The following is a 19208-nucleotide window of genomic DNA, read 5'->3' as shown; positions in this document are numbered from 1 at the left end:
ACTCTTTCATTTCGAACGCTAGTGAGAAATCTGGGTATAAAGCGTCATTACTACAGATTTCTCACTAGCGTTCGAAATGACAGAGTTGATTAATCTTCTTCTAAAATTTCTTTGACGCGTCCGACTTCCCCTGTCTCGAGCCTGACCTTGATGCCATGCGGGTGGTTGGGAGACTTGGTGAGGATGGCCTCCACGTAACCCTCGGTTAAGTCGCCGGTGCGTTGGTCTTCCTTAAGCACGATGTTCACGTGGGAGCCTATCTTGATGTTGCTGCGTTTGGTGCCGTCCATGCTATTTATTTCTTGGTCTGCGGTTTTGAGGTGATGTGTAGAAATTCTTCTTCGTCGTTCAGGCTCCAGCGTACAGGGGCTATGATGTCCTGCTTTTTCACTTCTACTTTTTCGATCTGTTCCAGGTTGGCAAGTATCAGACTGGTGTCTTTGACTAACTGGTTATTGATGATCACACGCAGGTTTTGCTGAGTAGCAGGTATACGGTAGTGGGTGTAGATATCCTGTATGGTAACCCACTTCGCTGTAGGGTCAGTTTTCAGAAGAACAGCTCCATCTTTGGCTTTGTCGCCGAACTTTTCTGTAGCCTTTTCATCCTTCAGTACTTCGGCGCTTTCAATGTGCCTGGCTGCAATAAGCACCAGACTTGCTTGCGCTACCTGCTTGCCATCAACCTCAATGTATGGTTGTGGTTGCTGCACGATTCCTTGCTTTTGCTGCTCCTTGGGATGGATGAGTTCTTGCTGCGCAAAGGCCTGCAGACTGCAAGCGGCAAATAGTAAAGAGAAGATAAGTTTTTTCATAACAAAGTGTTTAACTAAATGTGGTGTTCAGCATAAGGCCTGAGTTTAACAAGCTTCAGATAACAGATTTTGCTCAGGATGCGAACTGTTTTCTGGCGAGCCAATCTTCCTTCGCGATCTTATATACGTAGTTTAGTTTGGGCAACTCTCCGAAATACGCCACCTGTTGTTCCGAAACCTTTTCGGCACCCAGGCGGCCTATAGCTATCTGAGAACGAATGTTGTTTGCGCCAATATGAAAGTATACCTCTATCACATGTTGGAACAAGTAGTCCAATAGGAGTGCTTTTACGGCATGGTTGATCCCTTTGCCCCAATAGGCGGTGGCATAGAAGGTATAGCCGATCAGTATGCTATTGTTTTGTGCATTGTAATCGTACATGCGAGTGCTGCCAGCGATACTGCCGGTTGCTTTATCTACGATCTTAAAGGCGCCCCTACTCTTCATGGCGCCGTCAAAAAAAATCCGGAAAACATCTTTCTTCCAGCGGTCATTGTTGGGATGCTGCTCCCAGATTTTAGGATCAGACGCCACTGCATACAAAGCTTCGAAATCACTTTCCTGCAAAGGGTAAAGGATGGCTTTGTCGTTTTCTAATGTGGGTTGTGTGCTAAATGACATTTATATTGAAATATGGTCAAATTTCGGCTGAGGAGTAATAAAATGCTAAATATGCGCTCGTTTATGTAATTGTCAGTGCGTGAAAAGCATGTTTCATGGTGTAGCCATATGCCGGAAATAAGAAAGCTTGTAGCGCTCTTTCGCCGGACTGTCCAGCCACTTGCCTTCCAGTTTTTGAAGCATGTAACTAAACACTTGCTTGCCTTCTGCTCCCTCCGCCACACGGCCTATCCTCGCTACAGAGTCAGCTCGCATCTGTTGCTGGTCCGCCTGTACCATACGCTCAATTAACTGATAATCTTCGGACGAAAGGACTGGTTCCGTAAAACCGCTCTTGTCAAATGCTATCAGACTGTTCACTTCTTCTGCGTTATTGAAACCAGCCTGGAGGAGTTTCTGAAAATAAATCAACTTAAACTCTTCTACATAAATCTCTTTGTATTGCTGCTTGAGCAGACGTTGCCTACTGGTGGTACAATGGGTGAAAGTGAGCAGCAGCAGAAGCAGCACGACCGAATATAAGGCATTTGATCTATGCATGGTGGCAAGTTTGGTTCATGTTCGAGATGTTTTGAGGTGCTGAGTGGAATGTAGCAAGTATATTTTCTGATATGCGAATTAGCTGCCGTACCTACCGTTTATGCTTTCGGATACTCAGCCATGTATTGATTACAGCCAAGGCTAAACCGGCTCCTATAAAGGCCCAGCCAATATACCTGCTCTCGAAAAAATGTCCGACATTGATGACCAGGCCCGCAATGGCCAGGACCACCGCAACGATGCCTGCCAGGTTAAAAGATTTCATTGTTTTTCAGGTATAGGTATAAACAATATACAGAGCTTGCTTGCAGAAATATACATAGAATTACCTATATAATTCCTCCATTTTAAGATTCCTTTCCAAACCTTATGCCCCTTTAGTTCCCAACTCTCCATCCCAAGAGTTCAAAAAAGCTCTCTTAGCCACTCTAACCACTTTGGTCGGGTATAGGCTATGGCACCCATGTCGGGTGCTGCAGCATCATGAATGGGATGGCCAAGGATGTCCTGCTCAGCAGGGATGAATGGTGCTGGCAGGGCAACAGCTATACCTTGCCCGATAAGGGGTGATTTTTTCTGCAAGCCATACCTGTCCTGCAGGGATTGCAGGTTGAGCGGGTATCCCAAGGTGCCTACTGTGCCTGGTGCTGTAAGCTTTGGGTCAGCAGTTATACCTGTTGGCTGGTTCTGATCAGTTTCCTGACCGGTGGCGGTACGGAAGTCCTGCAAAGAGGTATACCTGGCATCGCCCCATACAAAGGTATAGCTGCCGTCTTCGCTGTACCAGGCGTTGTTATGAAAATGCACGTCGAGTGCTGCCGTGTCGGCGGCAAGCAGCAGTGGAGCGCCGCTGCGGGTGTAGAAAATGTTGTTGAAGAAGTGCACGTTGTGGTGCTGACCGCTTTTGAAAAACACGCCTCCTCCCGTTGGCGCTACTGCTTTGTCGGCAAATACGGTGTTGTTGTATACCAACAAGTCGCGGTTGCCGCCCTTGTGGTACTGGTCCGCTACCCAAAGCGTGATGCCCTTGTAGTCGTTTTTGCGGCCGTCGTTTTCAGAGATGTTATACCTGATGATGTTGTTGTGCATTGGCCGTGCCCACTCAAACTGGGCGATCAGGAAGCCTGCCCCGTCATTGTCATGGGAGTAGTTATACTGCATAACAGAGTTGGTGACGCCCCCGTCCAGGTCGAACCCCCCGCCGTCGCAGCCACTGCCTGCGCTCATGTTGTAGGCTTCGTTGTATTGGATGGTCACCTTGTTGGCATCCCAGGCCCAGATACCAACCGGGCCTCCGCAGTTTGTGTTGCCCATACCGGAGCTGTTCACCACACTGTGTTCTATCGTGCCGCCGTCCACATCCGAGAGCACAATGCCGCTGCCACTGTGCTTGTCGGTCAGGGGCAGGCCGTATACCTGGTACACATGGCAGTGGCCGATGTACACGTTGCGATGTGCGTAGCCTTTTTTGTTTTGGTCGAACTCACCCCAGGTGTTGATGCCCTCCGAACCAATGTGGTGAACCACGGCGCGGGTAATGCGCACCTCCTCAAAGCCGCTGTTGCCGCTCCATGATCCTATGGTAATACCTGATTTGCGAAAACCTGTCACTTCTACCTGGTCGATTACGATGTGCTTCAGTTTTATGTCGCCGGGCAAATTGTTGTAAAACAGGATGCCGCTGTTGCTGTTGCTGTCGGGGCCGCTGCCTCTGAAGTTGAGCTGGCGGATTTCTATACCTGCCACATTATGCGCGTAGAAGGCATAACTCGTATCAGCATCGATGGTAGCACGACCATCACCAAATGAGCTGATGACTAACGGAGCGCCTTTGCCCTGAAAGTTGTCCGGATGAAAATAAAGCCCGCCTGCAAAGGTATGGCCAGCCTCGAGCAAGAGCGTGTCGCCTGCGCTATATCTGTGGCTGTTGGCTTTGGCGATGCTGCGCCAGGCGGAAGCACGCGAGGTGCCCGGGTTGGCATCGTCGCCTTTGGAACTTAGATAATAGGTATGCGCCAAGGTATAGGGGGCTGTGCAAAGGTATAGGCAGGTATAAAAAATAAGCGCCAGGGCCTGTTTCATTAATAAGTTCTTCAATTGCAGGTATGGCAGGTTAGTAGCTATACCTGTCAGGGTTTATTTGGTAGCATCGTTGGAGGGCATCTCCAGCTCCGATACGTGCAACAAACGCAACATGGATGTTTTCTTATGCTGGTGCTCCTGCATGCGCTTGAGAATATCGTCCAAAAGTTCGATGGCACGCAGCACATAAGGCCCTTTGTTGAGCATCACGCAGTCAGCCCGTTGCGACATGGCCGCATCGGTAATCTCGGCGCGTGACGGGCGTCCCTTTTTAGAGAGCGACTCCAACACCTGCGTAGCCCATACCACGGGTATGTGCGCTGCCTCACTGAGCCATAAAATCTCTTCCTGCACCTCAGCCAGCCGCTCCCAGCCGCATTCCACAGCCAGGTCGCCACGGGCTATCATCACACCGGCAGGATGGTTTTTCATGACGGTGAGCAGCAATCGGGGCAGGTTGCGGAAGCCCTCTTTGGTTTCTATTTTGAGCATGATGCCCAGTTGCGGAGCCTGCAGCTCTTTCAACTCCTGGTGCAGTGCCTCAATCATCTCAGGCTGATTCACGAACGACAAACTCACGGCATCAGCATGCTTTGCCACAAAAGCCAGGTTTTTGCGGTCTTGCTGCGTAAGGCTCTCCAGGTTCAGCTTAGTTTCTGGCAGATTGATGCCCTTGTCGTACAGCAGGCGGCTACCCGATTCTTTTGCTTCCGTAATCTTCACCAGCAGATTGTCCTCATTCACTTCCATGATCGTACCCGCAATTTTGCCGTCATCAAACAAAATCGGGTGCCCTGCTTTCACGCGGCTGAACACTTCCGGCAAGGTGCATGCTATGTGTGCAGGCTTCACGACGTGCCCTTCTGCATCGTAGAGGGCGGGTTCGCCGGGCGTTTGCTCCTTGGTGAGTACCAGCAGATCGTCTTTACGCAGGTAGATGGGCACTACGCTGGCAGGCAACTGGCCTACTTTGGCGGAGCGTTCCAGGGCACTTTCTTTTTTGATGGTGAGCTCGGTGCCTGTGCCCATGTAGGAGGTCTTGAACAGGTGCGCGATCACACCTTTTTCTTTGCGCTGCATGACGGTAAGGGTGCGCTTGCGACCACGGGTGTCCCTGAACCTGAGTTTGTCGCCCTGTTGCAGCTGCGCAACCCAGGCTTCGTCGAGTGGCAGGCTGGCATCTACAGGTACTTCACTTTCTTCGCCGGGCGGTGCGAGCCATACCTTGGCAGGCGATACGAGTTGGCCCAGCTCGTTCTGGATGGGGCGGATAGGCAACAGGGCAGGGCCAGGCTTGAGCGGACCCGTGCGCAGTTTCGGCCCCATCAGGTCCATCAGTATTTTGCAGTTTCGTCCTGTTTCTTTCTCGGCCTTTCTGACGGATTGCACCATGGCTTCCCACACTTGCTCGTTGTCGTGGGCACAGTTGATGCGGGCGCAGTCCATACCGGCCAGCAGCATGCGCTTCAACAATTCGTGGTCATGGGCCAGGTCAGTCGAGAAGGTGACCATGATGCGGGTGCCGTGCTTTTTAGGAGAGGGCCCAAGCAAATCGTTGGTGTGCTTCTCAAGTAACTCGCTGCTTTCATCAAATGAAACAGGAACAGGCTTCTTGATAACCTCGCAACTTTGCAACTGACAGAGCATGTCGCGCACAGCCTGCAGGCTTGCCAGCACATGCCCCTCAGCGCGACCCAGTGATGACAGGCCCATGCGGGATAGGCTCTCCTGCAAATGCCGAATGTCGTGCTGCCGCAGCGACAGGTAGTGCAGCAGGTTGCGGGCACTTTTACGGAAAGACGGATGCACGCCTTTAATGGCGCTGGCAAATTTCTTTTCCAGTTCAAGGGCGTCGTGGTGCAGCTGGTCGAGCTGCGTGATCATCTCCTGAAGGTGTTTCTCGTCTGTCTGCATCATGGTAGAGGTATGGCATACTATCAAACTGAAGAGAGGCGGGTAGGGTTTTTTAAAAACTGTTGATCATGGCCCTTTGCAAAGATGGCGCACTCCAATACCCGCTGGCGATAATGCGGCGGATGCTGTGCAGCGGGTCCTGCGAATCACGCTTACCGGCGAGTTGAAAAGCTCCGGCCATGCCCCGTTGTTTGAGTTCAGGTATAGCTTCAGGGTTCCAAAGCCCAAAAGGGTAGGCAAAGTACTCCGTTGGTTTACCTGTAATCTCGGTGAGCTGTCGTGACGGTTTTTCCACCTGCGTTACCCAGTCCTGGCCTTGGTATTTCTTCACGTTCTGGTGGTCCCAGGTATGCGAGCCAATCACGTGCCCGCGGTCCGAAAGCTCTTTTACCTGCGCCTTGCTCATGTAGTTGGGTCGGCCCAGCGACACGGTCATGATGAAGAAAACTCCCTTGAAACCGTACTTCTCGAGTTCAGGTGCGGCCACGGTATACTGTCCCAGGCTGGTGTCATCAAAAGTGAGCATCACGGGCTTTTCGGGAAGCGGGGCGCCTGTGGTCAGGTAAGCCATGAGTTGGTCAGGCAGTACGGTCTGGTAGCCGCTATCGGCCAGCATTTTGATGTGTTCTTTGAAGCGTTCTTCCGGTATGATATAATCTTTGGCTTGCTTGGAATCCTTCTCGCGCCAGTCGCGCACTTGGTGGTAGCACAGAATCGGGACCTGCTTGCGGGCAATGATGGTTTCGGCATCGGCTATGGAGCTTGTCACAACAGCAGCAGGTTGGACCGATTGTTCGGGCATAGCTGCCTGTAAAGTCAGAGTGTCAGGAGCAGGTATAGCATTATTCCCTGCATCGGAATCAACAGGTATAGCGGCTCCAACTGGCGACTGAGCCTCGGCAGTTTTACCCCCCTGCATACAAGATGGCAGACTGATCAGAAAAGTGGATAAAAAGGTGATGATTGGTAAGCGAAGGCGGGAGTAAGGGTAGTTCATGGTAAGATTTGTAAGCGGTATAATGTTAGCGATTTTCTGTGTTGATTCCACGTCATTCGCTCTGATAATTTATAGTGAAGTTCGATGGAGATGCATGTCTGCAAGCAGGAAGGCTTAGTATACAGTTGAATTGCGAAGTGCCTTTCAAAACCTAATATTGAGAAAGGTTTATAAAGCGAAAATTACTTATCTTGATGGAGCTATCATGTCTCCAAAATCTACCTACTATACCTAAAAATCAATGCCAGCTACACCCTTTAACCGTGAAGCCATGCTGCGGCAACTTGCTGAGGTGCCTGAGTGGGATGTGCTCGTGATCGGCGGCGGCTCCACAGGTTTGGGAACAGCTCTGGATGCTGCTTCGCGTGGGTATAAGACGCTCTTACTCGAGCAGTCCGACTTTGCCAAGGGCACCTCGAGTCGCAGCACCAAGCTGGTGCATGGTGGGGTGCGTTACCTGGCGCAGGGCAATATTCGGTTGGTGTTCGAAGCACTTCGGGAGCGGGGACTCCTTCTGCGCAACGCCCCGCATGTGGTGTCGGTGCAGCCCTTCGTTATCCCCTGTTACAGTTGGTGGCAACGTTTTTTCTATGGCACGGGCCTGACGCTCTACGATCTGCTGGCGGGCAGGTATAGCCTGGGTCGCACCTCCTGGTGGAGCCGCAAAACAGTGTTGGAGCAGATGCCCACCATAAAATCCGAAAATCTGAAAGGCGGCATTGTGTACTACGACGGGCAGTTTGACGACGCCCGCTTGGCCCTGAACATCGCCCAAACCTGTGCCGAACAGGGCGGCACGGTGCTGAATTATGTTCGTGTGACTGGCTTAATGAAAGGTGCTGATGGAAATGTGACCGGGGTAGAAGCACAAGACTTGGAAAGTGGCCAGCTCTATACCTTGAAGGCCAAAGCGGTAGTGAATGCCACAGGCGTGTACGTGGATAAGATTTTGCAATTTGATCAGCCTGCCCAAAAACCGCTGCTGATGCCCAGTCAGGGCGTGCACGTGGTGCTCGATAAGTCCTTTCTGCCAGGCGACACGGCCCTGATGATACCTGAAACGCCTGATGGTCGCGTGCTTTTTGCCATTCCCTGGCAAGGCCAGGTGCTGGTTGGCACGACCGACACACCGCTGCAGGAACTGAGCCTGGAACCTGTGGCACTCGATGCCGAGATCAACTTTATTCTACAAACTGCAGGTACTTATCTACTGAAAGCCCCAACGCGGCAAGATGTGCTAAGTGTGCATGCCGGACTGCGCCCGCTGGCTGCTCCCGACAGCAAAACAGGCAATACCAAAGAGATTTCCCGCAGTCATAAGTTGCTGGTGGCATCTTCAGGATTAATCACTATCACAGGGGGTAAATGGACCACGTATCGCCAGATGGCCGAAGAAACCGTGAATGCGGCTATTCAGGTAGCGGGTTTGCCTGATAAAACTTGTCTTACCAAAAAGCTGCCTATCCATGGTGCTATACCTGAACAAAGCGGTCAGAGCAGTTCACCGCTATCCGGGCTGTCTGCTTACGGCAGCGATGCGCCTGATCTGCAAGCCCTGACGCAGTCTGAGCCTGAGTTGGCGCAAAAGCTGCACCCTGACTTTAGCTATACCTTGGCTGAAGTAGTCTGGGCGGTGCGCCACGAAATGGCCCGCACCGTGGAAGATATGCTGGCGAGGCGATTAAGAGTACTGTTTCTGGATGCACGTGCCGCCTTGGAAATAGCGCCTGTTGTAGCTACTGTTCTGGCTCGGGAACTCAGTCACGATGAGGTATGGCAGCGGGAGCAGGTGACAGCCTTCGAGTTGCTGGCGAAGTACTACCTGCCGCAAGCCACTGAAAAGCCTGCCGTGCGGGCACTTTGACGAAATTTTTCCGAAATTGCAGCAAAATCACCTGACCCAATGCAACGACCTATTAAGCTCATTATCATAGCCGGCATCGCGCTGGTACTTTTTTATTTTGTGCGTGAGTCCTTTATGAGTGACGACAATTACCTGATTCCGCTGCAGAAAGAGCGAGAAGACAAGGACCTGTCGTTCCGAAGCCGCACTAACAGTCCTTTTGAGGAAGCCGACCGCAGGATGTTCACCAACCTGGTGTATTACGAACCCAACCTGGATTACCGCGTGAAGGTGAAGCTAGAGGATATTGAGCCCAAAGACACGCTTCACATGCCTATGACCAACGGCAGCACCGAAGCCTACCTGCGTTACGCTTTTGCCAATTTCGAGCTGCACGGTGAGCCGCAGCGCCTTACACTCTATAAGAAAATAAAAGAGCAGGAGGAAAAGTTATTTGTGCCCTTCACTGACAAAACAAACGGTTTCGACACCTATGGCGGCGGCCGCTACCTGGATGTGCCGTTCAAGGAAGGGGCTACAACGGCTACGCTCGACTTTAACCGCGCCTACAGCCCTTTCTGTGCTTACAATCCTGAGTACGTTTGCCCCGTGCCACCCAAAGAGAACCGCCTGAGCGTTGCGGTAGAGGCTGGTGAGAAAAACTACGAAAAAGTACATCCGGTGGTGGAGTAGTGGCTTTTAGCCAGAAATGAAGCTTGTCACCTGGCTTGACTTCGATGAACTGACAAAGACCTGTAAATCCGAAACAGTGTTGGGAGGAGCGGCAGGAGTAGAGCAATTGGGCTAATTACGAAGTGCATCTCGTGTGACATGGCTTCGGAAACTGTCCCTGGGCCAAAATTCTATTCACATGTAGGCTTTTGTACTGATGTCTTTTGTCGAAGAGCAAAGAAAAATCCTTAATTTTGGGAATTAGCTTCAACCGAACGGGGCTATACCTTACAGAACAACAGAAATAACCATGCTGATTTCATTCGACTGGCTGAAACAACTCATTCATATAGATAAAACCGCTGAAGAAACAGGTGCCTTGCTGACAGGCGCAGGTCTGGAGGTGGAGGCAATCCATAACTTCGATCAGGTAAAAGGAGGCCTGGAGGGCATCGTGATAGGCGAAGTACTGACCTGTGAGCGCCATCCTGACGCTGACCGTCTGAGTGTAACCACTGTGGACATCGGTACCGGTGAGCCGAGCCAAATTGTGTGCGGTGCGCCCAACGTGGCCGCCGGGCAGAAAGTGGTGGTGGCGACCGTGAACAGCACACTCTATCCAACAGGTGGAGAGGCTTTCAAAATCAAGAAGTCGAAGATACGCGGTGCCGCTTCCGAGGGGATGATCTGTGCCGAAGATGAAATTGGCGTAGGGACCTCGCATGCTGGCATCATGGTGCTTGACACCGACCTGCCAAACGGTACACCTGCCGCTGAGTACTTCGGGCTGGGCTCTGACAAGGTGTTCGAGATCGGCCTGACGCCAAACCGTGCCGATGCCGCTTCGCATTTGGGTGTGGCCCGCGACCTGAAAGCCCTGTTACGTGTGCCTTATACCTTGCCTTCGGTAGAAGATTTCACAGTGAACAACACGTCCCGCCCGATTGAGGTGGAGATTGAAAACATAGAAGCTTGCCCGCGCTATGCTGGTGTAACGGTGAGCGGCGTGAAAGTAGGCCCTTCGCCTGAGTGGTTGCAGAAGCGCTTGCGTGCCATCGACCTGGCTCCGATCAACAACATCGTGGACGTAACCAACTACGTGCTGCACGAGCTGGGGCAGCCCCTGCATGCTTTCGATACGGACAAGATCAAAGGCGATAAGATTGTGGTGAAGACCGCCGAGGCTGACAGCAAGTTCGTGACCCTGGATGGTGTAGAGCGTAAGCTCAAGGCTAATGACCTGATGATCTGCAATGCTGAAGAGCCAATGGCCATTGGCGGCGTGTTTGGTGGACAGGAGTCTGGTGTTTCAGACGAAACGACAAGCATTTTCATTGAGAGTGCCTATTTCTCACCTGACTACATCCGCCGCACAGGTATGGCGCACGGCCTTAAAACTGATGCGTCTTTCCGCTTCGAGCGTGGTACCGATCCAAACATGGTGATCACTGCTCTGAAACGTGCCGCATTGCTGGTGCAGGAAGTAGCGGGCGGTGAGATCAGCTCTGAAATTGTGGATGTATACCCACAGCCTGTTCAAAACTTAGAACTGACGCTGGACATCGAACGAGCCCATTCGCTTATCGGCCAGCACATCGGTGCCGAGCGCATGAAAGCTATCCTGACCGATTTAGGTATAGAAATCACCGGCGAAACGGAAGAGAAGCTGCACGTATCGGTGCCTCCGTTTAAAGTCGATGTGACCCGCGAAGCTGACTTGGTGGAGGAGATCCTGCGCATTTACGGCTTCAACAACATCGAGGTGAGCGAGCACATGGCCACTATGTACATGGCTAGCTTCCCGAAACCTTATCCGGAAGATGTCAACAAGACGATATTGGACTACATCTCGGCAAACGGTTTCCACGAGATCATCACTAACTCCATCACCAACTCCAAATACTATGCCGCTGGCGGAGACGGGGAGACGGCCGGACTGGTGAAGGTGCTCAATTACAATAGTGAGGACCTCGACGTGCTGCGCAAAAGCATGGTGTTCTCGGGTCTGGAAGTGCTCCGCTACAACATCAACCGCCGTCAGCGTGACCTGAAGGTATACGAACTCGGCAAGGTATACGAGCAGCTGGAAGATGGCTACAAGGAGAGCCGTAAACTGGCGCTTTATATGGTAGGCAACACCACAGCCGAAAGCTGGAAGCAGCCTGCACAGAAAGTGGCTTTCCATGATCTGGCCAGTGTGGTGCAGAATGTGCTGCAGAAACTCAACGCCGCCGATTACGAAGTGCAGGCCATTGAGCAGAGCCGCTACATGCGCCAGGGTATAGCTTATGTGAAGAACGGCACCGTGATCGCGCAGGTTGGTTTGCTGGATGCGGCCGTGACCAAAGTTGTCGATGTGAAAGAGCAGGTATGGTACGCCGAACTCAACTGGGACTATCTCCTAAAGAAATACAAAGACAAACTCGTAGCCGAGGAACTGCCGAAGTTCCCGGAAGTGCGCCGCGACCTGTCACTGGTAGTGGATAGGAACCTGACCTTTGAGCAGCTGAAGCAAGTGGCCCTGCGCACCGAACGCAAGCTTTTGCAAGGTGTGAACGTGTTTGATGTGTACGAGGGCGACAAAATTGCCGCAGGCAAGAAAGCCTACGCCTTGAGCTTTACGTTGCTGGATCGCCAGCAAACTTTGACCGACAAAGTGATCGATGGCGTAATGAACCGCCTGATGCAGCAATTTGAAAAACAGCTGGGAGCTATTATCCGCAAATAGTTATGGCAAAAGAAAAACAACTGCAACAGCTTCAGTCCATTGAGGACAAAGTACGCAAGCTTCTTAACAAGCACGACGACGTGCTACACAAGCTTGTCGCCGCTCAGGAAGAAATTAAATCGCTGGAGGCGCTGTTAGAAGAGAGAGAACAGCAAATAAAAAATTTTCAAAATCAAGAGAATATTGTTAAGATTGTAGATGCGATAGCAGGAAACACTGCAAATTCGACAGAGTTAAAGCTGAAGTTAAACGAATATATAAGGGAAATTGATAAGTGTATCGCCTACTTGCGTGACTAGCGGGAGGCAGTGAGCCGGAACCGGATATACGGCTGGCCATTGCAGGAAAGCAAAGAAACGAGGTAGCCCTATACCAAAAGAACGCAACGGATGGGTGAATTAGCAATTAAGATTCGCATCGCAGAACGCGAGTATCCGATGCGGGTGAAGGAAGAAGAAGAAGAAAGGCTTCGGGTTGTAGGTAAACTTTTGAACGAGCGTCTGCGCTTTTTCAAAGACCAGTTTGGCATACAGGATAAGCAGGATTTGCTGGCCATGGTGGCTTTTGAGACCATGGTGGACAAGCTGAAACTGGAGGATGACAAAAACAACCATCTGGCTAAAGTGGGAGAGCAACTGAGCGTACTGGACGATCTCTTATCATCAAGTAAGTAAACATATTCCGAGGCGGCTTCCCAAGCAGCCTCTTTAACTACAGTGTGGTTCGCAAAACCACTTCACTGTCCTGCTGCAGGTACTGCTATAGTTTTTATAAACCATAAAAGCTTATAGTTATGCCCGATATTTTATTCATTTTAATCACTGCCATTGTAGCGCTCGGAGTGGGCGTGTACATAGGGCGTGTCATGCTGCAGAAGGTATACAAGCAGCAGGAAGAAGCCGCCCGCCAAAAGGCAAAATCCATCATCCGCGAGGCTGAGATCAACGCCGAGAGCATCAAGAAAGACCGTATGTTGGAGGCGAAGGAGAAATTCCTGAAGCTGAAGTCTGAGTTCGAGGAAGAGTCGAACAAGAAGAAAAACATCATCATCCAGAACGAGAACAAGGTAAAGCAGCGCGAGCAGCACGTAGCCAAGCAAATGGAGCAGACCAAGCGCCGCGAAGCCGAACTCGACAAAGAGAAAGAAGCCCTCGATCATCAACTGGAAGTGCTCAAAAAACGCAAAGAAGACGTAGAGCAGCAGCACAACGAAGTAGTTGCCCAGCTTGAGAAAATAGCCGGTCTGACTGCTGCTGAAGCCCGTGAGCAGATGGTGGAAGCCCTCAAGAGCGAAGCCACGTCACATGCCTCTTCATATGTGAAGGACATTGTGGCCCAGGCTAAACTCACTGCCACCAAAGAAGCCAAGAAGATCGTGGTGGAGACCATCCAGCGTACCGCCGCGGAGCATGCCATCGAGAACTGCGTTTCTGTTTTCAACATCGAAAGCGACGACATCAAAGGCAAGATCATCGGTCGTGAAGGCCGTAACATCCGCGCCCTCGAAGCTGCCACAGGTGTAGAGATTATCGTAGACGATACGCCAGAGGCGATCATCATCTCTGGTTTTGACCCGGTTCGCCGTGAGATTGCGCGTCTGTCGCTACACCGCTTAGTGGCTGACGGTCGTATCCACCCGGCCCGTATCGAGGAGGTGGTTTCCAAGACCCGCAAAAACATTGAGGAAGAGATTGTGGAGATCGGTGAGCGTACTGCTATCGACTTAGGTATACACGGTCTGCACCCGGAACTGATCAAGATGGTGGGACGTATGCGCTTCCGTTCGTCTTACGGTCAGAACCTGTTGCAGCACTCACGCGAAGTAGCCAACCTGTGCGCCACGATGGCGGCAGAGCTTGGTCTGAACGTGAAGCATGCTAAGCGTGCCGGTCTGTTGCATGACATCGGTAAAGTAACGCCAGACGAGCCGGAATTGCCACACGCGATCATCGGTATGGAGTTGGCCAAGAAATATAAGGAGCATCCGGATATCTGCAACGCCATCGGCGCTCACCACGACGAGATCGAGATGACCGCGATGATCTCTCCATTGATTCAGGCTTGCGATGCTATCTCTGGTTCAAGACCAGGTGCTCGCCGCGAGATCATGGAGTCGTACATCAAGCGTCTGAAAGATCTGGAGGCAGCTGCCGTATCGTTTGACGGGGTGAACCAGTGCTACGCCATTCAGGCCGGCCGTGAGCTCCGCATCATGGTAGATGCCGACAATGTGAGCGATGAAAAAGCCGCACAGCTTTCTTTCGACATCTCCCAGAAGATTGAGAAGGAAATGCAGTACCCAGGCCAGATCAAGATTACGGTGATCCGCGAAATGAGAGCCATCAGCTACGCCAAGTAAGGTATAGCCTTAGGTATAAAACAAAAAGCCGCCTGTTACAACTGTAGCAGGCGGCTTTTGCATTAAACTAAAACCAATCATCACTTATTATCTTAACTCAGGAAGGCTCTTAGCATCCAAAGCGTCTTTTCGTTTTCGTTGATATCTTCACTCACGAGTGCCACCGTACCCTCGTCGTCGCGCTCTGCAGCCATCGCCAGTATCTCGCGCTCCAGGTTCACGATCACGGACAGGTTCTGATGCGTGGCCTCCACAGTCTCCTTGTCACCGCTCAGGTTTGATGTCTCCTGAATGCTGGACACACGAAGGTAGTCCGAGAAGGTATGCAGCGGTTTCTGTCCGATGGTCAGGATACGCTCTGCCAAGGCATCAATCCGAGCCAAAGCGCTGTTGTACAGCTCTTCATACTTGGCGTGCAACTGGAAGAAGTGTATACCTTTGATGTTCCAGTGGAAACCGCGCAGGTTCTGATAGTAAATGTGGTAGTTGGCCAAGAGCTCGTTCAGCTTGTCAGCAATCTCTACTGAGTCTTGTTTTTCCAATCCGATATTCGTTAGCTTATTCATAGTCTTTTGCGTTTTATCTTTCATTGTTTGTATATACAAATATATTGCCTGTTAGGTTATCAATCAAATCAATTATATCTATGGATATATAGTTATGTTCTATAACTTAGCGGGGTGTTGCGACATTTGGATATAAGGACAGCCGGGAGCAGAAGGCGTATACTACAACGTACATTTATATTACCCCTATACGGTTATTGACATGACACTGGTACAATTGGAATACCTTTTGGCAGTAGATACACACCGCCATTTTGCCACGGCAGCGGAGCATTGCTTTGTCACGCAGCCCACCCTAAGCATGCAGCTGCAGAAGCTGGAAGAGGAGTTAGGAGTACAGCTCTTTGATAGAAGCAGAGTACCCGTGCGCCCGACCGAGCTGGGTAAAGAAGTTATAGCCCAGGCACGCATTGTGGTGGCTGAGGCAAAGAAGATCAAAGAGATTGTGCAAAACCAGAAGCAGGAACTGAGCGGCGAGTTGCGGGTGGGCGTGATACCGACCCTTGCTCCCTACCTGATCCCGCTTTTCGTGACCAGCTTTATGGAGAAGTACCCCGATGTGCGGCTGGTGGTGCAGGAACTGCTAACGGAGGAGATCGTGCAGAAGCTAAACTATGAATTGTTGGACGTAGGACTGCTGGTGACGCCACTGGAGGATAAGTCTATCAGAGAGCTTCCCCTGTTCTACGAGGCTTTTGTAGCGTACATTAACCCAGCCCATCCGCTGGCCCAAATCAAAGCCATTAGCCCGGAGCAACTTGATCTGGACGAGCTGTGGGTCCTGAACGAAGGACACTGTTTCAGGAGTCAGGTGCTCAATATCTGCAACCGGTCTGGGAGCGGCCTAAGCGGCGCAGGGCATCTGGATTACAAGAGCGGATCGCTGGAAACGCTTAAGCGGATTGTGGAGACACAACGTGGCCTCACCTTGTTGCCGGAGCTTTCGGTGCTGGATATACCTGAAGAGAAACAGGCGCTGGTTCATACATTCCAGGAACCACAGCCACAGCGGGAGGTGAGTCTGGTCGTGCACCGCAGCTTCCTGAAAAAGAAACTGATCGAAGCCCTGCAGCAGGAAATCGTAGCGGCTATACCTGAACACATCCGCAACCGCAAGAAAGAGCAGGTGGTGGGAGTGAAGGGGAGTTAGAAGAGTAGAAAAAAAACGGGCTGCCTCTTTCGAAGCAGCCCGTTTCTATGTTTATACCTGCAGACAGGTATAGCAAATCAAATTAAGCGTTGATCATGCCAGCGCTTTTCAGCACCTCTACCATCGTAGCACCGATCTCAGCAGGAGAATCTACTACGTGGATACCGTTCTCACGCATGATCTTCATTTTAGCGGCAGCTGTATCATCAGCACCACCTACGATTGCACCAGCGTGGCCCATACGACGACCAGCAGGAGCAGTCTGACCCGCGATGAAACCAACTACCGGCTTCTTGTTACCAGTTTCGCTGATATACTTCGCAGCCATAGCCTCGTAGTTACCACCGATCTCACCAATCATTACGATCGCGTCTGTCTCAGGGTCTTCCATCAGCAGCTGTACAGCGTCTTTGGTTGGTGTTCCGATGATCGGGTCACCTCCGATACCGATGGCAGTAGATACACCAAGGCCAGCCTTCACGATCTGGTCTGCAGCCTCGTACGTCAAAGTGCCTGACTTTGACACGATACCGATACGGCCTGGCTTGAACACGAAACCTGGCATGATACCAACTTTCGCCTCACCTGGCGTGATCACACCCGGGCAGTTAGGACCGATCAGTGTCACATCTTTGCCTTTCAGGTAGTTTTTGGCCATCACCATGTCTTTTACAGGAATGCCTTCTGTGATCGCAACGATTACTTTGATGCCCGCGTCAGCAGCTTCCATGATCGCGTCAGCAGCGAAAGCCGGTGGCACGAAGATGATAGAAACATCAGCACCGGTTCTCTTTACAGCTTCTTCCACTGTGTTGAAAACAGGCAGGTCGAGGTGATTGTTGCCACCTTTGCCCGGTGTAACACCACCCACTACGTTGGTGCCGTACTCGATCATCTGAGAGGCGTGGAACGAGCCTTCTGAGCCAGTGAAGCCCTGCACGATCACTTTCGAATCTTTATTTACTAAAACACTCATGTGTATCTTATTAAGTTGATGAATGATGGTCTAAAATAAGGTAGTGCAAAAATAGCCTTTTTTGTGGCCCTTCCAAAAAATAGTTAAACCTAATATAGGCTCAAAATCAGCCCGGCGGAACGGGAATAGGTATGCCCACTGTTGTACGAAAGGCAGACAGCTATACCTGTCAACTATGATTATAATTACGTACCTTTGCACCCGTATCTCAAAAAAGCATCTAAATGAAATACCTGAATCATATAACCGAGGCAATCGGTAACACTCCCTTAGTAAAGCTTAACAACGTAACTGATGGCATTAAGGCTACAGTGCTGGCCAAAGTAGAGTACATGAACCCTGGCAACTCTGTGAAAGACCGCATGGCGATCAGAATGATCGAAGACGCCGAGAAAGCAGGCATCCTGAAGCCGGGCGGCACCATCATAGAAGGTACTTCCGGTAATACAGGCATGGGCCTGGCACTAGCGGCGATCGCCAAAGGCTACAAGTGCATCTTTACGCTGGCTGACAAGCAGAGTAAGGAGAAGATGGACATTCTGCGTGCTGTTGGCGCTGAGGTAAGAGTGTGCCCTACCAATGTGTCTCCTGACCATCCGGATTCATACTATTCAGTGGCAAAGCGCCTCAATGAAGAGATTCCAAACTCGTTCTACCCAAACCAGTACGACAACCTCTCAAACTGGAAAGCGCACTATGAGAGCACTGGTCCTGAGATTTGGGAACAGACTGAGGGCAAAGTGACGCACTTCATCACAGGTGTAGGCACAGGCGGTACCGTAACTGGTATTTCGCGTTACCTGAAGGAGCGTAAGCCGGAGTTGGCCACTGTAGGTATAGATACGTATGGTTCGGTTTTCAAGAAGTACAAAGAAACCGGCATATTTGATGAGAACGAGATCTACTCTTATGCCACCGAAGGTATAGGCGAAGACATCCTTCCTAAGAATGTGGACTTTGACGTGATCGATACTTTTGTGAAGGTGACTGACAAAGATGGTGCAGTGATGACCCGCCGCCTGGCCAATGAAGAAGGCCTTTTTGTAGGCTGGTCGAGCGGTACAGCCGTGTACGGAGCATTAGAATACGCCCGCGAAAACAACCTGACAGAGGACGATGTCATCGTTGTATTGCTGCCTGACCATGGTACCCGCTACCTGGGCAAGATCTACAACGACGAGTGGATGCGCTCGCAGGGCTATATCGACTAAACAATCTGGTTATAACGAAATTGGAAGTTTAGAATTTGTTTCAGGCTTTCAATTGTGTACCTTGTGCTGCGGTAAATACATAGCCTCGGGTACCGTATTATTTCATCTTCTCAGAAACGTCAGCTTGGAATAGACAGCTTGCGTATTATTACAAGCTGGGTATAGTGTATTTATGAAAAAATTATCAGGCGTTCTTCTTATTGACGACGACGACACCACAAATTTCCTGAACCAACGTTTGCTGGAGCGAATGCAGGTGACCGATAATATACGCACGTTTGTGAACGGCAAGCAGGCATTTGACTATCTGTACAATGTGAGTAACAACAACTACGAGCAGACGGATGGGAATTATTTTCAGCCGGAATTGATATTCCTGGACATCAGCATGCCGGTGATGGATGGATTTGAAATGCTGGACCTGTATGAGCGGTTGAACCCGGAGTTCAGAAAGAACATTATACTGGCCGTACTGACTACCTCTACCCATCCACAGGATACGGATGCAGCTCAGAAGTATTCAGCAGAATATCTGACAAAGCCCCTTACGGCGGATAAAGTAAAGAATCTGATCGATAAGCACTTTAGCTCCGCGAAACAGGAGGCATAGAAAAAGCAATGTTACAAAGAAGAGCCGATGCGTTTGCCTGTGAACAGGCAAACGCATCGGCTCTTTCTGCTTTAGGAGGATAGGAAAGTATCACAATTGGTGTGGTAGTGAATGCCTGTTTCTA

Annotated in this window: 18 protein-coding genes and 1 pseudogene; 9 read left to right on the top strand and 10 right to left on the bottom strand. The window is 50.8% G+C overall.

The annotated features are described in order from the left end of the window. Window positions 1–89: 89 nt before the first annotated feature. The 8 genes from Q1A54_RS10235 to Q1A54_RS10200 form a co-directional block, all read right to left on the bottom strand. Complete coding sequence (locus Q1A54_RS10235; protein WP_007653953.1) at window positions 90–290, bottom strand: YwbE family protein; 201 nt, start codon at window positions 288–290, stop codon at window positions 90–92. A 5-nt stretch (window positions 291–295) separates the two neighbouring features. Further along, window positions 296–814 carry a hypothetical protein gene (locus tag Q1A54_RS10230; protein ID WP_299987346.1) on the bottom strand — a complete coding sequence of 173 codons (519 nt, stop codon included), beginning with the start codon at window positions 812–814 and terminating at the stop codon, window positions 296–298. Window positions 815–887: 73 nt separating this feature from the next. Beyond that, window positions 888–1436, bottom strand: coding sequence for a GNAT family N-acetyltransferase (locus Q1A54_RS10225; RefSeq protein WP_299987343.1), 549 nt, complete (start codon window positions 1434–1436; stop codon window positions 888–890). 93 nt (window positions 1437–1529) lie between these two features. Next, complete coding sequence (locus tag Q1A54_RS10220) at window positions 1530–1976, bottom strand: hypothetical protein (protein ID WP_299987340.1); 447 nt, start codon at window positions 1974–1976, stop codon at window positions 1530–1532. Window positions 1977–2067: 91 nt separating this feature from the next. Continuing rightward, a complete protein-coding gene (locus Q1A54_RS10215) occupies window positions 2068–2241 on the bottom strand; it encodes a hypothetical protein (protein WP_299987337.1) in 174 nt (57 codons plus the stop codon). Between the two features lie 140 nt (window positions 2242–2381). Next, window positions 2382–4073, bottom strand: a complete 1692-nt coding sequence (locus tag Q1A54_RS10210; RefSeq protein WP_299987334.1) for a right-handed parallel beta-helix repeat-containing protein — start codon at window positions 4071–4073, stop codon at window positions 2382–2384. Between the two features lie 39 nt (window positions 4074–4112). Continuing rightward, the gene (locus Q1A54_RS10205) at window positions 4113–5975 is read right to left on the bottom strand and encodes a pyruvate kinase (RefSeq protein WP_299987331.1); all 1863 of its coding nucleotides are present in this window, start codon (window positions 5973–5975) and stop codon (window positions 4113–4115) included. 49 nt (window positions 5976–6024) lie between these two features. Beyond that, the gene (locus Q1A54_RS10200) at window positions 6025–6969 is read right to left on the bottom strand and encodes a polysaccharide deacetylase family protein (protein ID WP_299987327.1); all 945 of its coding nucleotides are present in this window, start codon (window positions 6967–6969) and stop codon (window positions 6025–6027) included. Window positions 6970–7210: 241 nt separating this feature from the next. Between Q1A54_RS10200 and Q1A54_RS10195 the strand changes: the two genes are divergently transcribed. The 6 genes from Q1A54_RS10195 to rny all read left to right on the top strand — a co-directional run bounded on the left by Q1A54_RS10195 (window position 7211) and on the right by rny (window position 14571). Further along, window positions 7211–8833, top strand: a complete 1623-nt coding sequence (locus Q1A54_RS10195) for a glycerol-3-phosphate dehydrogenase/oxidase (protein ID WP_299987324.1) — start codon at window positions 7211–7213, stop codon at window positions 8831–8833. Window positions 8834–8872: 39 nt separating this feature from the next. Continuing rightward, window positions 8873–9505, top strand: coding sequence for a DUF1684 domain-containing protein (locus Q1A54_RS10190; RefSeq protein ID WP_299987321.1), 633 nt, complete (start codon window positions 8873–8875; stop codon window positions 9503–9505). A gap of 289 nt (window positions 9506–9794) precedes the next feature. Next, the gene (gene pheT / locus Q1A54_RS10185) at window positions 9795–12212 is read left to right on the top strand and encodes a phenylalanine--tRNA ligase subunit beta (RefSeq protein WP_299987317.1); all 2418 of its coding nucleotides are present in this window, start codon (window positions 9795–9797) and stop codon (window positions 12210–12212) included. Window positions 12213–12214: 2 nt separating this feature from the next. Then, window positions 12215–12511 (top strand): hypothetical protein, encoded by a 297-nt coding sequence (locus Q1A54_RS10180; RefSeq protein ID WP_299987314.1) that lies wholly within the window; start codon window positions 12215–12217, stop codon window positions 12509–12511. A gap of 90 nt (window positions 12512–12601) precedes the next feature. Next, window positions 12602–12886 carry a cell division protein ZapA gene (locus Q1A54_RS10175; protein ID WP_007659821.1) on the top strand — a complete coding sequence of 95 codons (285 nt, stop codon included), beginning with the start codon at window positions 12602–12604 and terminating at the stop codon, window positions 12884–12886. A gap of 119 nt (window positions 12887–13005) precedes the next feature. Next, window positions 13006–14571: a ribonuclease Y gene (gene rny, locus Q1A54_RS10170; RefSeq protein WP_299987311.1), complete on the top strand. Its 1566-nt coding sequence runs from the start codon at window positions 13006–13008 to the stop codon at window positions 14569–14571. 92 nt (window positions 14572–14663) lie between these two features. Here rny and Q1A54_RS10165 read toward each other — a convergent pair whose 3' ends face one another. Next, the gene (locus Q1A54_RS10165) at window positions 14664–15137 is read right to left on the bottom strand and encodes a Dps family protein (protein ID WP_196117441.1); all 474 of its coding nucleotides are present in this window, start codon (window positions 15135–15137) and stop codon (window positions 14664–14666) included. Between the two features lie 202 nt (window positions 15138–15339). Here Q1A54_RS10165 and Q1A54_RS10160 point away from each other — a divergent pair, with 202 nt between their 5' ends. Then, window positions 15340–16287: a hydrogen peroxide-inducible genes activator gene (locus Q1A54_RS10160; RefSeq protein WP_299987307.1), complete on the top strand. Its 948-nt coding sequence runs from the start codon at window positions 15340–15342 to the stop codon at window positions 16285–16287. A gap of 82 nt (window positions 16288–16369) precedes the next feature. Here the strand turns inward: Q1A54_RS10160 and sucD are convergent, their stop codons facing one another. Further along, window positions 16370–17263: a succinate--CoA ligase subunit alpha gene (sucD, locus tag Q1A54_RS10155; RefSeq protein ID WP_007659826.1), complete on the bottom strand. Its 894-nt coding sequence runs from the start codon at window positions 17261–17263 to the stop codon at window positions 16370–16372. Between the two features lie 224 nt (window positions 17264–17487). Between sucD and Q1A54_RS10150 the strand changes: the two are divergent. Both Q1A54_RS10150 and Q1A54_RS10145 read left to right on the top strand, forming a co-directional pair. After that, window positions 17488–18471 (top strand): annotated as a pseudogene (locus Q1A54_RS10150) (pyridoxal-phosphate dependent enzyme); the annotation flags it as partial. Between the two features lie 175 nt (window positions 18472–18646). Further along, entirely contained in the window at window positions 18647–19084 is a 438-nt protein-coding gene (locus Q1A54_RS10145) for a response regulator (RefSeq protein ID WP_040574137.1), read from the top strand. Window positions 19085–19208 lie beyond the last annotated feature (124 nt).

Source organism: uncultured Pontibacter sp. (assembly GCF_947502515.1).
Classification (GTDB): domain Bacteria; phylum Bacteroidota; class Bacteroidia; order Cytophagales; family Hymenobacteraceae; genus Pontibacter.
Note: the sequence above shows the minus strand (reverse complement) of the source record. Positions and strands in the feature narration are given on the sequence as shown.